The following is a 13,641-nucleotide window of genomic DNA, read 5'->3' as shown; positions in this document are numbered from 1 at the left end:
GGACCTCTAGCTCCACTAGTGGTGAAGGTCCTCGGTCGGTGTTGGCGCACCCCCGGGGACCGCTCCATGTCTGCACACGGAGCGTGTTGGCGCGATTACCGTACAGCATGTTCGACCATTTCGCGCAACAAGTCCGGTTCCACGAAAGGCACTTCGTCCGTGGGCCGCGACCTCCAGTCCAGCGGCCACGTCAGCCCCTCCAGCGCCGGGATCCCCACGAACGCGGCGCTCCGCCCGCTCCGGCTCAACGCCCGCGCCCCCGCAGGCCAGGCGTACGCCGCCGCCGTCTGGGGCGGCAGCAGGAAGTACAGGTTCCGCTCCCCGGTCAGCTCCCGGACGATCGGCCCGGCCTGGAAGTCCGTGAACTCCATGAGCCGGTAGGCCACTTCCTCGCCGAGCATCCCCCGGACGCGCACGGCGTCGAAGTGGATGCCCGCATGCCGGAGGGCATGCCCGGAGGCCGGGATCCAGGACGGAACCCTGTCAAGTGAAACGCGTGGATTCATGCGGCCAGCTTCCCGGTCCGGATCTACTGTGACCAGCGCCACAAGCTGTTTGTGCCGCGTTGTGCACCTGGGGAGGACGGGCGTGAACATCGGGAACAACGGCAGCCCGGGCGCCGCGAAGGCGTTCGGCCGGCTGCTGCGCTTCCACCGCGAACGGGCGAAGGTCTCGCAGGAGCTCCTGGGCCGCGAGACCGGATACTCCAAGTCCCAAGTGGCCATGATCGAGCGCGGTGAACGCCGCCCGAGGGGCAACTTCGTGGAGGTGGCGGACCAGTTGCTGGGTGCACAAGGTGCACTGCTGGAGGTGGCGCAGGAGCTGAAGGCGAGCGGAGTGGCGGCGTGGTTCGAGGACTACTTGGAGGAGGAGGCCCGGGCGGCCGCCATCCACAAGTACGAGAACCACGTCATCCCCGGCTTGCTCCAGATCGAGCCGTACGCCCGCGCTGTATTCGGCTCCCACCGTCCGGCACTGGACGATGAGGAGATCGACGCCATGGTTTCCGCCCGGCTCTCCCGACAGCAGCTCTTCACCCGTAAGCCAACCCCTCTCGTCAGCTTCGTGCTGGAGCAGAGCGTGCTCACCCGCCCCCTGGGCGGCCCTACGGTCCTCAAGGCGAACCTGGAGCATCTGCTCAGCGTCGGACGGCGTAGGAACGTCGAAATCCAGGTAATGCCTGCCGACCGTGAGACACATGCCGGGCTCGATGGCCCGTTTACCCTGCTCGACACGGCGGAACGGCAACGTCAGTTGGCCTACATCGAGGGGCAGGGTGGACGCTACTTCTTGAGCGAACAGCCGGACTTGGGGGACGTGTTCGCACGGTATGGCATTCTGCGGGCACAGGCCCTGGCCCCCGAAGACTCCGCCAAACTCATCGAACAGGTGGCACACGAGCTATGAACAGCGTCCTCGACTGGTTCAAGAGCAGCTACAGCAGTGGCCAGGGCGGCGAGTGCGTCGAGGTCGCCTTCGCCTGGACGAAGTCCAGCTACAGCGGCAGCCAGGGCGGCGACTGCGTCGAGGTCGCCCTGCTCCCCCACGCCGTCCACGTCCGTGACTCCAAGGACGTGACCCGCCCCGCCCTGACCCTCTCCACCTCCGCCTGGTCAGCCTTCCTTGTGGAAGACCACCTCCGGGTGCTGGGCGGTCGGGCCGTCCAGTAGCTTCCGGTCCACGCCCCTCAGGTGCAGGTCGAAGAAGGCGGTCACGTACGCGCGGGTGATCTCCTGGGACCGCTTGCCGGACAGGGGCTCCTCCGGGGGCAGGAGGCCGAGCTGGTCGGCGAGGACGGGCACGTCCGTGAAGGTGAAGTGTTCCGAGCCCGTGACGTTGATCCAGCGCTTCCAGCCGCCCAGGAGCGGCCAGTCGCGGATCCAGGAGGGGTCGTCGTCGCCGGTGCCGAGCATCAGGAAGGGCCGGCCGCCCAGACCCTCGGCGGGTACGGGCTCCATGAAGGAGCCGTCCATGTTGACGCCCGCGCGCACGCGCCGGTCGCCCGCCATGGTCGTGGCGGCGGAGGCGCCGCCGATGGAGTGGCCGGCCATGCCGATCTTCGTGCGGTCGATCATGCGGGCGTGCCGCCAGGCGGGGCGCTTGTCGGCGAGCAGCCGGTCGAGCAGGAAGGACGTGTCCTGGGCCCGGCCCTTGGGCACCACGCCGTACCCGCCCGGCTTGATCTTGTCGCAGGCGACGCAGGAGAGCAGACGGCCGCCCGGGAAGGCGGCACCGGCCGCCTCGTAGGCGTGGTCGACGGCGGCGACGACGTAGCCCTGGGCGGCCAGCTCCTCGGCGAGGACGGACAGGGTCCAGCGGTTGACGGAGAACCCGGGCGACAGCACCACGAGCGGGAACTTCCCGTGTACGGGGGCGGCGCCGGTGCGGGCGTTGGTGCGGGTGGCGCTGAGCGTCCGGGCGGACACCGCGTCGGTCAGCTTCCGGTCCTCCAGGAACGCCTGGGCCTCGCGCTCGGTCATGTACTTGGCGGTGCGGCCGCCACCGGGGCGGGCCGGGTAGTACATCGTCACCATCAGCTCGCGCGGCCCGGCCTCCGGGACCCACGGGTCGGGACGGCCGGTGTCGACGAGGTGCAGCGTGTCGCGGCCCACCGCGTACGGGCCGGTGGGCGCCGGGAGGTGGAGGCGCACGGAGGAGGGGTCGGAGGCGGCGACGGGGCCCACGGCCGGGGCCGCGTGGGCGACACCCGTACCGAGCAGGGCGAGGGACAGACCGAGGAGGGCGGCGGCCGCGCCGCGAGGCAGTCGATGCATACGGCGAGGCTAGGCAGCGGACCGGCCCCCGGGCGTCCCCCCATGGCCCGAGCCGGGTCGCCCCCTGGACGTACGGCGGTCTCCGACCGTGGAACGACCTGCCCCGTAAGGGAGTTGACCTCAAGTCCGGTCGAGGTCCTACGGTCGACCGCATGACGACCACGAAGACCGTTCCCGTCCCCGCCGACCCCGCCGCCACCGACGAAGAGCTCGCCGCGCAGCCCATCGGCTACTGGAGCGGCGTCGCCCACAAGGCGGTCATCAAGTACATCCGTGACGCGATGGCCCGGGTGGACATCACCCAGCCCATGTGGTGGACGCTCAACCGCGTCGACGCCGGTGACGACGTCACCCGAGAGGTGATCGTGGCCGGGCTGGCCGATGTCGCGGACACGCCCCACGACGCCTCCCGTGCCGTCGATCACCTCCTCCACCGGGGCTGGCTGCGCGCCGACGGCGCCGGGCACCTGCACCTGACCGACGAGGGCCGCGCCGCCAAGGCCCGTATCAAGGAGCTGGTCACGGACGTCCGGGCGCGGATCCACGACGGCATCGGCGACGACGAGTACGTGGCCGCGCTGAAGGTACTGCGCCGCATGGCCGCCAACGCGGCGGCTACGCCCGCGTGAGGCGATTGGCGAAGGTGGACATGGTGTACGTGCCGATGCCCATCACCACCTCCAGGGCGTTGCGTTCGGTGTAGCCGTGGGCGAGGAAGGCGGCCAGGTCCGCGTCGGCGACCTCGCCCGCCGTGGCGTACACGGCCTCGACGAACCGCCGCACCGCGTCGAGGCGTTCCTCGGGGAGCGGGGTGCCGTCCCGGAGGGCGGTGATCGTGGCGGGGTCGGCGCCCAGGGCGCGGAGCTTGCGGGTGTGGAGGTCCACGCAGACCTGGCAGCCGTTGCGGGTGGCCACCGTCATGACGACCGTCTCGCGGGCGAGCGGGTCGAGCGAGGTGCGGTCGAACATGGCCGTGAGGGTCATGAACCCCTCCAGCAGCTCGGGCGAGGCCGCCATGCGGGCGACGGCCGGCGGGACGTGGCCGCCCATGCGGTGGGCGACGGCCTCCATGACGGGACGGGAGGCGGGCGGGGCGGACTCCAGGGTGTGGTCGACGAACACGGCCGCTCCTAAGATGGACAACATGGTTGACGATAAGAAGGTAAACCAGGTTGTCGATCCGGGCAAGGGGTCGAGCCGGGGTTACGAGCTGCCGCTGCTCCTCTTCGCGGGCTTCCGCACCCTGATCGACCGCCTGCACGCCGAACTCGCCGCCCAGGGCCACCCGGACCTGCGGCCCGCCCACGGCTACGCCATGCAGGCCGTCGGGGTCGCCGGGGCGACCGCCAGCGAGGTCGGGCGGCGGCTCGGGGTGTCCAAGCAGGCGGCCGGCAAGACCGTCGACCGGCTGGTCGCCCTCGGGTACGCCGAGCGCGCCGACGACCCCGCCGACGCCCGCCGCAAGCTCGTCCGCCTCACCCCGCACGGTCTGGACGCGCTCGCCCGGTCGGCCGCGATCTTCGACGAGCTGCGGGCCGACTGGGCGCGCACCCTCGGGTCCGACCGCGTCCGGGACATGGAGGACGCCCTGCGCGCGGTCGTCCCGGCCGACGCCTTCCGGCTCGACGCGGCGGGGTGGCTGGGCGGGGCGTGACCCGCCCGGCGCCCCCTTGCTTCGAGGGCGCTCGAAGGCGTTGGCTGTACATCCATGAAGTACACGCAGCTCGGACGCACCGGACTCAAGGTCAGCCGACTCGTCCTCGGCACGATGAACTTCGGACCCCAGACCGACGAGGCCGGCAGTCACGCCATCATGAACGCCGCGATCGACGCGGGCATCAACTTCTTCGACACCGCCAACGTCTACGGCTGGGGCGAGAACAAGGGCCGTACGGAGGAGATCATCGGCTCCTGGTTCGCCCGGGACGGCGACCGGGACAAGGTCGTCCTCGCCACCAAGGTGTACGGCAACATGTCGACCGACGGGCAGGTCTGGCCCAACCACGACAAGCTCTCCGCCGTGAACATCCGGCGGGCCGTCGAGGCCAGCCTCAAGCGGCTGAACACCGACCACATCGACCTCTACCAGTTCCACCACATCGACCGGCACACGCCCTTCGACGAGATCTGGCAGGCCATCGACGTCCTGATCCAGCAGGGCAAGATCCTCTACGCCGGGTCGTCCAACTTCCCCGGCTACAAGATCGCCCAGGCGAACGAGGCCGCCGCCCGGCGCGGCATGGTCGGGCTCGTCAGCGAGCAGTGCCTCTACAACCTGTCCGAGCGCCGCGCCGAGATGGAGGTCATCCCCGCCGCGCAGGACTACGGCCTGGGCGTCATCCCCTGGTCGCCGCTGCACGGCGGACTGCTCGGCGGCGTGATCAAGAAGGAGGCCAAGGGCGGGCGCCGCACCAGCGGCCGCTCGGCGGACGCGCTCGCCGACACCGACGTGCGCCTCCAGCTCCAGGCGTACGAGGACCTCCTCGACAAGCACGGGCTGGAGCCCGGCGAGGTGGCCCTGGCCTGGCTGCTGACCCGGCCCGGCGTGACGGGACCGATCGTCGGCCCGCGCACCGCCGAACAGCTCGACTCCGCGCTGCGGGCGGTGGAGCTGGAACTCACCGACGAAGTCCTGTCCGAGCTGGACGCGATCTTCCCCGGCCCGGGACCGTCCCCGGAGGCCTTCGCCTGGTGACGGGCGTCACACCGGACGGCCGCGCCCCGGGCTCAGCCGAGCGCGGCCGCCACGGCGACGATCACGAACATCAGCACGAGTACACCGGCCATGATGCGGTTACGGGTCTTGGGGTCCACGCTTCGAGGTTAGCTGGCCCGCCCGAGCGGCCAGGACCCGACCGTCTCGTAACGGGGCCCCCGGCCCACGGCGCCGCCGCCCGGCAGGTTGCTGCGCACCAGCGCCAGCTCCGCGACGTCCCAGCGGACGCCCTCGAACTCCCGGAGCCGCTCCACGAAGGGGCGCAGGTCGACGGCGTCCGTACGGCTCCGGGCCACCGTGAGATGGGCCTGGTAGCGGCGGTGCTCCTCCATGGGCACGCCCGAGCGCCGGGCGGCCGCGTCCGCGCGCTCGGCGAGCAGCCGCATCTCGTCCAGCCCGCCCGCCGCGCCCGCCCACAGCACCCGCCGGCCGAACCGCCCGCCCCCGTGGAGCCGCAGCGCGAACGGGTCGGTGCGGTGCGCGGCACGGGCGAGCCGGGTGCTCAGCTCCGGCACCAGCCCGTCGTCGACCTCACCCATGAACGCCAGCGTGAAGTGCCAGCCGTCCCGCCCCGTCCAGCGGAGGTCACCGGCACCGGGCAGCGCCCTCAACCGGCCCACCTCGGCGGCGAGTTCGTCGACGGCCGCGGGACTCGGCAGCACGGCAGCGAAAAGCCTCATACCGCGAGTCTGGCATGATCCACGCGCCGTATCCTCGGCCGATGGACACTGTGGAGATCAGGAAGGCCACGGCGGACGACGTCCCCGCGATACTCGGCATGCTGGACAGCGCCGTCGTCTGGCTCAACGAGCGCGGGATCACCGACCAGTGGGGCACCGAGCCCTGGTCGTCGAAGCCCCGGGCCGTGCGCCGGGTGCGGGAGACGGTCACGGAGGGCTCGCCGTGGATCGCCGAGATCGGCGGCGTACCGGCGGGAACCCTGACGCTGACGCCCCACCCCGGGCCCGACGTCGCCCCCGCCGGTGAGCCGGAACAGTACGTGCGCTTCCTGGCCACCGGCATCCGGTTCCACGGACGGGGCGTGGGCGGCGCGCTGCTGGCGCACGCGGTCGAGGAGACCCGGCGGCAGGGCGTCTCGCTGCTGCGGGTCGACTGCTTCGCCGGCAGCGGCGGGCGGCTCGTGGACTACTACGTACGCAACGGCTTCACGCCCACCGAGACCTTCACCGTCGGTGACTGGCCGGGGCAGGTGCTGGAGCGGCGGGTATGACGAAGGGCCCCGCCGAGGGCGGGGCCCCTACCGTCGCGCCGGTGGCGCTCAGGCAGCCGTGGCGAGCTGCTCGCGCGGGACGAACCGCACGTGCGGGTGACGGCCGCGCATCTCGACCTTCACGCGCAGCCCGCCCACCCGGGCCAGCACCAGACCGATCACCACGGCGGCGGCCAGCGAGACGGCGCCGCCCGTGGCGAAGCCGGCGCGGGCGCCGTAGGTGTCGGTGATCCAGCCCAGCAGGGGCGCGCCCACCGGCGTACCGCCGACGAAGACCATCATGTAGAGGCTCATCACCCGGCCCCGCATCACCGGGTCGGTGGCGAGCTGGACCGACGAGTTGGCCGTCACGTTCACCGTCAGGCCGAACATGCCGATCGGGACCAGCAGCAGCGCGAAGAGCCAGAAGGACGGCGAGAGCGCGGCCGCGATCTCCAGGACGCCGAACGCGACCGCCCCGCCGACCAGCAGCCGCAGCCGGGAGGTGCCGCGCCGGGCGGCGAGCAGCGCACCGGCGAGGGAGCCGACGGCCATCAGGGTGTTGAGGAAGCCGTAGGTGCCCGCCCCGGCGTGGAAGACGTCGCCGGAGAAGGCGGTCAGCCAGATCGGGAAGTTGAAACCGAAGGTGCCGACGAAGCCCACCAGCGCGATCGGCCAGATCAGCTCCGGCCGGCCCGCCACGTACCGCAGCCCTTCCCGGAGCTGCCCCTTGCCGCGCGGTGCCCGGGCCACCTGGTGCAGCTCGGCGGTGCGCATGAGCAGCAGGGAGGCGAGCGGGGCGAGGAAGGACAGGCCGTTGACCAGGAAGGCGTAGCCGCTGCCGACCGACGCGATCAGGGCACCCGCGACGGCGGGGCCGATCAGCCGCGCCGACTGGAAGTTGGCCGAGTTCAGGCTGACGGCGTTGCGGACCTCGGCGGGCCCGACCAGCTCCGAGTAGAACGACTGCCGGGCCGGGTTGTCGACGACCGTGACCATGCCGAGCAGGAACGCGATCAGGTACACGTGCCAGACCTGGACATGCCCGGACAGGGTGAGGACGGCGAGTGCGAGACCGCACAGACCGAGGGCGGCCTGGCTGAACATCAGCAGGTTCCGCTTGGGGTAGCGGTCGGCGATGACACCGCCGTACAGGCCGAAGAGCAGCATCGGCAGGAATTGCAGCGCCGTGGTGATGCCGACGGCGGCGGCGGAGCCCGTGAGGCTCAGCACCAGCCAGTCCTGGGCGATCCGGGCCATCCAGGTACCGGTGTTGGAGACGATGGCGCCGGCGAAGAAGAGCCGGTAGTTGCGGACCTTGAGGGAGGAGAACGTCTCCGGCCGCCGGGGGGCCGCCTGCTCGGCGCGCTTGTCGTGCTTGCTGAGCTTGTCGTGCTTGTCGTGCTTGCTGTGCTTGTTGTAGGGGTTGTGTGCGGGTGCGGAGTCTGCTCCGGGTCCCGAACTCAAAAGGTCCGCCTCCTTGGTGCCTCGTGCGTCTTACAGATCTGCGAGCTTCTCCAGCACGGGAGCGGCAGCGCGCAGCTTCGCCCACTCGTCCTCGTCCAGGCCCTCGGCGAGCGAGGCCAGCCAGGCGTTCCGCTTGCGGCGGGACTCCTCGAGCATGGCCTCGGCCGTCTCGGTCTGGCTGACCACCTTCTGCCGGCGGTCGTCGGGGTGCGGCTCCAGCCGGACCAGTCCCTTGGCCTCCAGCAGCGCCACGATGCGGGTCATCGACGGCGGCTGTACGTGCTCCTTGCGGGCCAGCTCACCGGGGGTGGCGGAACCGCAGCGGGCGAGGGTGCCCAGCACCGACATCTCGGTGGGGCTCAGCGATTCGTCGACGCGCTGGTGCTTCAGGCGTCGGCCCAGCCGCATGACGGCCGAGCGCAAGGCGTTCACGGCGGCTGCGTCAGCGGGGTCGCCGTGGGAGAGGTCTGGCATGTATTTAGCGTAACTCATTACCCAGGCTAAATACCACCCGGTTGGCCGTGCGTGGTACGTGTCACCCGTACGAGTGAGACGAGGCCGAAAAGTGACGCGGGGGCGCGCGCTGGAGGGCGAGTCTGGGCGGCATGGGATCGACGGTGCTCAGCCTGCGGATAGACGGAGAACTGCTCGACCGGGTCCGGCGCCACGCCGCCCGCAGCGGGATGACCCTCCAGGACTACGTGGTCCGGGCGCTCGCCCGGGACGACTTCGACGAACGCTTCCGGGCCTCGGTCGACGAGACGGCCCGCTTCTACGGCCCCCGGGGCGCCTGACCGGCCGCCGACGGCCACCGGCGGCCGGGAACGCCGGCGGCCCGGACCGTGGGGGACACGGACCGGGCCGGACGGACGAAAAGGGGGCGGGGGACGCCCGTCAGGTGAGGCCGAGGGCCGGCATCGCGTAGTAGAAGGCGAAGACCGCCGAGACCACGTACATCGCCACCGGGACCTCGCGGCCACGGCCCGCGGCGAGGCGCAGCACGGAGAAGGCGATGAAGCCGATGCCGATACCGTTGGTGATCGAGTACGTGAACGGCATCATCACCATCGCCAGGAACGCCGGCACCGCGATCGTGAAGTCGCTCCAGTCGATGTCCTTCACCGACCCGGCCAGGATCAGGAACCCGACCGCCAGCAGAGCGGGGGTGGCCGCCTGGGAGGGGACCATCGTGGCGATCGGGGTGAGGAAGAGCGCCACCGAGAACAGCGCGCCGGTGACGACGGACGCCAGACCGGTGCGCGCGCCCTCGCCGACGCCCGCCGTGGACTCCACGAAGCAGGTGGTCGCCGAGGAGGAGCTGGCGCCGCCGGAGGCGACCGCGAGGCCGTCCACCAGGAGCACCTTGTTGATGCCGGGGAAGTTGCCGTCCTCGTCCATCAGCTTGGCCTCGTCGCCGACGCCCAGGATGGTGCCCATCGCGTCGAAGAAGCAGGAGAGCAGCACGGTGAAGACGAACAGGCACCCGGTCAGCAGGCCGACCTTGCCGAAGCCGCCGAACAGGCTCACCTGGCCGACCAGGCCGAAGTCCGGCGAGGCCACCGGGTTGCCGGGCCACTCCGGGGTGGTCAGGCCCCAGGAGGGGACGGTCGCGACCGCGTTGACCACCATCGCGACCAGGGTCATGACCACGATCGAGATCAGGATCGCGCCCGGCACCTTGCGGACGATCAGGGCCAGCGTCAGCAGCGCGCCCAGCACGAAGACCAGCACCGGCCAGCCGGTGAGGTGGCCGTCGGCGCCGAGCTGGAGCGGGACGGTGGTGTGGGCGGCGTCCGGGATGCGGGAGACGAACCCGGAGTCGACCAGCCCGATGAGCATGATGAACAGGCCGATGCCGATGGCGATGCCCTTGCGCAGCCCGACGGGCACCGCGTTCATCACCCGCTCGCGCAGACCCGTCGCGACCAGCAGCATCACCACGAAGCCGGCCAGCACGACCATGCCCATCGCGTCCGGCCACGACATGCGGGGCGCGAGCTGGAGGGCGACGACCGTGTTGACGCCGAGGCCGGCCGCCAGGGCGATCGGCACGTTGCCGATGACGCCCATCAGCAGCGTCGAGAACGCGGCGGTCAGCACCGTGGCGGTGACGAGCTGGCCACCGTCGAGCTGGTGCCCGTACATGTCCTTGGCGCTGCCGAGGATGATCGGGTTCAGCACGATGATGTAGGCCATCGCGAAGAAGGTCGCGAAGCCGCCGCGTACCTCACGGGCGACCGTGGAGCCACGCTCCGAGATCTTGAAGAAGCGGTCCAGGCGGCCGCGGGAAGACGGCTGGGGGGACGGCGGCGTGGAGACGGCGTCCGCCGGCGCGGTGGCCGAGGAGGGCATGGAGAACCTCAGGGTGCGGGGGCGGGAAGGAAGGCAGGACGGCTGTCATGACCGGTCGCATTTGGCCATTCACACAAAGAAAACCAGTCAGACACAAGCTGTTTCAGTATGAACGCATCATGCGAAGATCGGTATCTCCGCGCGTAGAGCCAGTCCCCGCACGGCCCCGGGGGACCGCCCCGCACGGCCCGTCGGACCCCGGGACCGCCCCGCCTACACTGTGCGCATGGCGAAGTGGACCCCCAAGCACGAGGCACCCGAGCCCCTGGAGGGGCCCGTCGTCGCCACCATCACCGGCGGCACGGTCCTCTGGTTCGTCCTCTTCCTCGCCCAGGTCCCCTTCTACGGCTGGTTCGCCGACCACGACCTCACCTGGTGGGTGTGGACCTGCCTCGCCGGCGCCGGACTGGGCCTGATCGGCATCTGGTACGTCCGCAGGCGCGACGCGGCCCTCAAGCGGGCGGCCGCCGCCGAGCGGGACGGCACCGCGCGCCCCTGACGCGGCGCCCGGGGACCGTCCGCGTCGTTCCGGGCGGATCCCCCCGCCGCTCGCCGTGTGCGGGCGCGGGGACGGTCGTACCGTCGGAAACATGACGCAGCGGGCGCAGATCGAGACCGACGGCTCCGAGGGCGCCGATCCCGGCGAACCCACCATCGACGCCGGGGCGGAACTCGACCCCGTCCACCCCGTGCGGCCGCCCGTCCAGCACCGGCCCGCCGGACTGACCGCCGCCGAGGTGGCCGAACGGGTCGCGCGGGGCGAGGTCAACGACGTACCCGTCCGCAGCTCCCGCTCCACCACCGACATCGTCCGCGGCAACGTCTTCACCCGCTTCAACGCGATCATCGGCGTCCTGTGGGTGATCATGCTGATCGTCGCCCCCATCCAGGACAGCCTCTTCGGGTTCGTGATCATCGCCAACACCGGCATCGGCATCGTCCAGGAACTGCGGGCCAAGCGGACCCTGGACTCGCTCGCCGTCATCGGCGAGACCAAGCCCACCGTCCGGCGCGACGGGAAGGCCGCCGAGGTCCACACCTCGGAGATCGTCCTCGGGGACTGCATCGAGCTCGGCCCCGGCGACAAGGTCGTCGTCGACGGCCAGGTCGCCGAGGCGGACAACCTGGAGGTGGACGAGTCCCTGCTCACCGGCGAGGCCGACCCCGTCGTGAAGAAGCGCGGCGACCAGGTCATGTCCGGCAGCTTCGTCGTCGCCGGCGGCGGGGCCTTCACCGCCACCCGGGTGGGACGCGAGGCCTACGCGGCCCAGCTCGCCGAGGAGGCGTCCCGCTTCACCCTGGTCCGCTCCGAACTCCGGTCCGGCATCTCCACCATCCTCAAGTACGTGACGTGGATGATGGTCCCGACCGCCATCGGCCTGGTCATCAGCCAGCTCGTCGTCAAGGACACCGACGTCAAGAACTCCGTCGCCCGCACCGTCGGCGGCATCGTCCCGATGATCCCCGAGGGCCTGGTCCTCCTCACCTCCGTCGCCTTCGCCATCGGCGTCATCCGGCTCGGCCGCAAACAGTGCCTCGTGCAGGAACTGCCCGCCATCGAGGGGCTCGCCCGCGTCGACGTCGTCTGCCTCGACAAGACCGGCACCCTCACCGAGGGCGGCATGGACGTCACCGAGCTGCGCACCCTCGGCGGCGGGGACGAGACCTACGTACGGACCGTCCTCGGCGCCCTCGGCGAATCCGACCCCCGCCCCAACGCCTCCCTCCGGGCGATCATCGACGCCTACCCGGACCACGAGGAGTGGCGCTGCACCCAGGCCCTGCCCTTCTCCTCCGCCCGCAAGTACAGCGGCGCCACCTTCAGCGAGGGCGACGGCCGCACCAGCACCTGGCTGCTCGGCGCCCCCGACGTCCTCCTCCCCGACGACGATCCCGTCCAGCGCGAGACCGACGACCTCAACCGGCGGGGACTGCGCGTCCTGCTCCTGGCGCGCACCGCCGGCGCACTGGACGCCCCCGACGTCACCGACGGCGCCCGCGCCACCGCCCTCGTCGTCCTCGAACAGCGGCTGCGCCCCGACGCCGCCGACACCCTCGGCTACTTCGCCGACCAGAACGTCGCCGCCAAGGTCATCTCCGGCGACAACGCGGTGGCCGTCGGCGCCGTCGCCGCGAAACTCGGCCTGCCCGGCGCCGACGCCACCGTCGACGCCCGCCGGCTCCCCGCCGAACGGCACGAGATGGCCGAGGCGCTCGACGCGGCCGCCGTCTTCGGGCGCGTCACCCCCCAGCAGAAGCGGAAGATGGTCGGCGCCCTCCAGTCCGGCGGCCACACCGTCGCCATGACGGGCGACGGTGTCAACGACGTCCTCGCCCTCAAGGACGCCGACATCGGGGTGTCCATGGGCTCCGGCTCCGAGGCGACCAAGGCCGTCGCCCAGATCGTGCTCCTCGACAACAGCTTCGCCACCCTGCCCGCCGTCGTGGCCGAGGGCCGCCGGGTCATCGGCAACATCACCCGGGTCGCCACCCTCTTCCTCACCAAGACGGTCTACTCGGTGCTGCTGGCGATCCTGGTGGTGTGCAGCGGCATCGAGTACCCCTTCCTGCCCCGCCACCTCACCCTGCTGTCCACCCTCACCATCGGCGCCCCCGCCTTCTTCCTCGCGCTGGCCCCCAACACCGAGCGAGCCAAACCCCACTTCGTCCGCCGGGTCATGCGGTACGCCGTCCCCGGCGGCATCGTCGCGGCCGCCGCCACCTTCACGACGTACCTCCTGGCCCGCGCCCACTACGACGGACCCGACGCGCTCGGCGCCGAGACCAGCGCGGCCACCCTCACCCTGTTCCTGGTGTCCATGTGGGTCCTGGCGATCATCGCCCGCCCCTACACCTGGTGGCGCGTCGCCCTGGTCGCCACCATGGCCGGCGCCTTCGTCCTGGTCCTCGCCGTGCCCTGGCTCCAGCACTTCTTCGCCCTCCGGCTGGTGGGCACCACCATGCCGTGGCTCGCCGTGGCCATCGCGGCCGTCGGCGCCGCGCTGGTGGAACTCGCCTGGCGGCTGGTGGACCGCCGGTCCACCGCCTGACGCCGCCCCGGGGGCGCGGGCCCGGGGGTTCGGTACCGGTGCCCCCCGGGGGCGCGGTGCCGGTGCCCCCGG

Annotated in this window: 16 protein-coding genes; 9 read left to right on the top strand and 7 right to left on the bottom strand. The window is 71.5% G+C overall.

Features of this window, described 5'->3' with window-relative positions; translation table 11 throughout:
- Positions 1-95: 95 nt before the first annotated feature.
- A complete protein-coding gene (locus ACF068_RS17050) occupies positions 96-506 on the bottom strand; it encodes a hypothetical protein (RefSeq protein WP_392275305.1) in 411 nt (136 codons plus the stop codon).
- A gap of 82 nt (positions 507-588) precedes the next feature.
- Between ACF068_RS17050 and ACF068_RS17045 the strand changes: the two genes are divergently transcribed.
- Both ACF068_RS17045 and ACF068_RS17040 read left to right on the top strand, forming a co-directional pair.
- A complete protein-coding gene (locus ACF068_RS17045) occupies positions 589-1,407 on the top strand; it encodes a helix-turn-helix domain-containing protein (protein ID WP_392275030.1) in 819 nt (272 codons plus the stop codon).
- Complete coding sequence (locus tag ACF068_RS17040) at positions 1,404-1,670, top strand: DUF397 domain-containing protein (RefSeq protein ID WP_392275029.1); 267 nt, start codon at positions 1,404-1,406, stop codon at positions 1,668-1,670. The genes ACF068_RS17045 and ACF068_RS17040 overlap by 4 nt, the downstream gene beginning before the upstream one ends.
- Here the strand turns inward: ACF068_RS17040 and ACF068_RS17035 are convergent.
- On the bottom strand, positions 1,614-2,774 hold the full coding sequence (locus tag ACF068_RS17035; protein ID WP_392275028.1) for an alpha/beta hydrolase family protein: 1,161 nt from the start codon (positions 2,772-2,774) through the stop codon (positions 1,614-1,616). The two genes, ACF068_RS17040 and ACF068_RS17035, sit on opposite strands and share 57 nt — an antisense overlap.
- A gap of 152 nt (positions 2,775-2,926) precedes the next feature.
- Here ACF068_RS17035 and ACF068_RS17030 point away from each other — a divergent pair, with 152 nt between their 5' ends.
- On the top strand, positions 2,927-3,403 hold the full coding sequence (locus ACF068_RS17030; RefSeq protein ID WP_392275027.1) for a MarR family winged helix-turn-helix transcriptional regulator: 477 nt from the start codon (positions 2,927-2,929) through the stop codon (positions 3,401-3,403).
- Here the strand turns inward: ACF068_RS17030 and ACF068_RS17025 are convergent.
- Entirely contained in the window at positions 3,390-3,920 is a 531-nt protein-coding gene (locus tag ACF068_RS17025; RefSeq protein ID WP_392275026.1) for a carboxymuconolactone decarboxylase family protein, read from the bottom strand. The two genes, ACF068_RS17030 and ACF068_RS17025, sit on opposite strands and share 14 nt — an antisense overlap.
- Between ACF068_RS17025 and ACF068_RS17020 the strand changes: the two genes are divergently transcribed.
- Positions 3,919-4,428: a MarR family winged helix-turn-helix transcriptional regulator gene (locus ACF068_RS17020; protein ID WP_392275025.1), complete on the top strand. Its 510-nt coding sequence runs from the start codon at positions 3,919-3,921 to the stop codon at positions 4,426-4,428. The two genes, ACF068_RS17025 and ACF068_RS17020, sit on opposite strands and share 2 nt — an antisense overlap.
- Positions 4,429-4,482: 54 nt before the next feature.
- On the top strand, positions 4,483-5,469 hold the full coding sequence (locus ACF068_RS17015) for an aldo/keto reductase (protein ID WP_392275024.1): 987 nt from the start codon (positions 4,483-4,485) through the stop codon (positions 5,467-5,469).
- 128 nt (positions 5,470-5,597) lie between these two features.
- On the opposite strand, the gene thpR is transcribed toward ACF068_RS17015, so the two are convergent.
- Positions 5,598-6,170: an RNA 2',3'-cyclic phosphodiesterase gene (thpR, locus tag ACF068_RS17010; RefSeq protein WP_392275023.1), complete on the bottom strand. Its 573-nt coding sequence runs from the start codon at positions 6,168-6,170 to the stop codon at positions 5,598-5,600.
- Positions 6,171-6,211: 41 nt separating this feature from the next.
- Between thpR and ACF068_RS17005 the strand changes: the two genes are divergently transcribed.
- Complete coding sequence (locus ACF068_RS17005) at positions 6,212-6,721, top strand: GNAT family N-acetyltransferase (protein ID WP_392275022.1); 510 nt, start codon at positions 6,212-6,214, stop codon at positions 6,719-6,721.
- 48 nt (positions 6,722-6,769) lie between these two features.
- Here ACF068_RS17005 and ACF068_RS17000 read toward each other — a convergent pair whose 3' ends face one another.
- Both ACF068_RS17000 and ACF068_RS16995 read right to left on the bottom strand, forming a co-directional pair.
- Positions 6,770-8,167 (bottom strand): MFS transporter, encoded by a 1,398-nt coding sequence (locus ACF068_RS17000; RefSeq protein ID WP_392275021.1) that lies wholly within the window; start codon positions 8,165-8,167, stop codon positions 6,770-6,772.
- Positions 8,168-8,197: 30 nt separating this feature from the next.
- Positions 8,198-8,641 carry a MarR family winged helix-turn-helix transcriptional regulator gene (locus ACF068_RS16995; RefSeq protein WP_392275020.1) on the bottom strand — a complete coding sequence of 148 codons (444 nt, stop codon included), beginning with the start codon at positions 8,639-8,641 and terminating at the stop codon, positions 8,198-8,200.
- Between the two features lie 131 nt (positions 8,642-8,772).
- On the opposite strand from ACF068_RS16995, the gene ACF068_RS16990 reads away from it, so the two are divergent.
- Complete coding sequence (locus ACF068_RS16990; protein WP_392275019.1) at positions 8,773-8,961, top strand: ribbon-helix-helix protein, CopG family; 189 nt, start codon at positions 8,773-8,775, stop codon at positions 8,959-8,961.
- Positions 8,962-9,061: 100 nt separating this feature from the next.
- Here ACF068_RS16990 and ACF068_RS16985 read toward each other — a convergent pair whose 3' ends face one another.
- A complete protein-coding gene (locus ACF068_RS16985) occupies positions 9,062-10,519 on the bottom strand; it encodes an NCS2 family permease (RefSeq protein ID WP_392275018.1) in 1,458 nt (485 codons plus the stop codon).
- A 226-nt stretch (positions 10,520-10,745) separates the two neighbouring features.
- Between ACF068_RS16985 and ACF068_RS16980 the strand changes: the two genes are divergently transcribed.
- Entirely contained in the window at positions 10,746-11,018 is a 273-nt protein-coding gene (locus ACF068_RS16980) for a DUF2530 domain-containing protein (RefSeq protein ID WP_392275017.1), read from the top strand.
- Positions 11,019-11,109: 91 nt separating this feature from the next.
- Positions 11,110-13,569 carry an HAD-IC family P-type ATPase gene (locus ACF068_RS16975; protein WP_392275016.1) on the top strand — a complete coding sequence of 820 codons (2,460 nt, stop codon included), beginning with the start codon at positions 11,110-11,112 and terminating at the stop codon, positions 13,567-13,569.
- Positions 13,570-13,641: the final 72 nt, after the last annotated feature.

Source organism: Streptomyces sp. NPDC016309 (genome assembly GCF_043077235.1).
GTDB lineage: Bacteria > Actinomycetota > Actinomycetes > Streptomycetales > Streptomycetaceae > Streptomyces.
Note: the sequence above shows the minus strand (reverse complement) of the source record. Positions and strands in the feature narration are given on the sequence as shown.

Excerpts from the sequence above, each read along its gene's own strand:
- ACF068_RS17020 (WP_392275025.1), top strand. The coding sequence starts at position 3,919 with ATGGTTGACGATAAGAAGGTAAACCAGGTTGTCGATCCGGGCAAGGGG.
- ACF068_RS16985 (WP_392275018.1), bottom strand. The coding sequence starts at position 10,519 with ATGCCCTCCTCGGCCACCGCGCCGGCGGACGCCGTCTCCACGCCGCCG.
- ACF068_RS16995 (WP_392275020.1), bottom strand. The coding sequence starts at position 8,641 with ATGCCAGACCTCTCCCACGGCGACCCCGCTGACGCAGCCGCCGTGAAC.
- ACF068_RS17050 (WP_392275305.1), bottom strand. The coding sequence starts at position 506 with ATGAATCCACGCGTTTCACTTGACAGGGTTCCGTCCTGGATCCCGGCC.
- ACF068_RS17025 (WP_392275026.1), bottom strand. The coding sequence starts at position 3,920 with ATGTTGTCCATCTTAGGAGCGGCCGTGTTCGTCGACCACACCCTGGAG.
- ACF068_RS17005 (WP_392275022.1), top strand. The coding sequence starts at position 6,212 with ATGGACACTGTGGAGATCAGGAAGGCCACGGCGGACGACGTCCCCGCG.
- ACF068_RS17030 (WP_392275027.1), top strand. The coding sequence starts at position 2,927 with ATGACGACCACGAAGACCGTTCCCGTCCCCGCCGACCCCGCCGCCACC.
- ACF068_RS16980 (WP_392275017.1), top strand. The coding sequence starts at position 10,746 with ATGGCGAAGTGGACCCCCAAGCACGAGGCACCCGAGCCCCTGGAGGGG.
- ACF068_RS17040 (WP_392275029.1), top strand. The coding sequence starts at position 1,404 with ATGAACAGCGTCCTCGACTGGTTCAAGAGCAGCTACAGCAGTGGCCAG.
- ACF068_RS16975 (WP_392275016.1), top strand. The coding sequence starts at position 11,110 with ATGACGCAGCGGGCGCAGATCGAGACCGACGGCTCCGAGGGCGCCGAT.
- ACF068_RS17015 (WP_392275024.1), top strand. The coding sequence starts at position 4,483 with ATGAAGTACACGCAGCTCGGACGCACCGGACTCAAGGTCAGCCGACTC.
- ACF068_RS17035 (WP_392275028.1), bottom strand. The coding sequence starts at position 2,774 with ATGCATCGACTGCCTCGCGGCGCGGCCGCCGCCCTCCTCGGTCTGTCC.
- thpR (WP_392275023.1), bottom strand. The coding sequence starts at position 6,170 with ATGAGGCTTTTCGCTGCCGTGCTGCCGAGTCCCGCGGCCGTCGACGAA.
- ACF068_RS16990 (WP_392275019.1), top strand. The coding sequence starts at position 8,773 with ATGGGATCGACGGTGCTCAGCCTGCGGATAGACGGAGAACTGCTCGAC.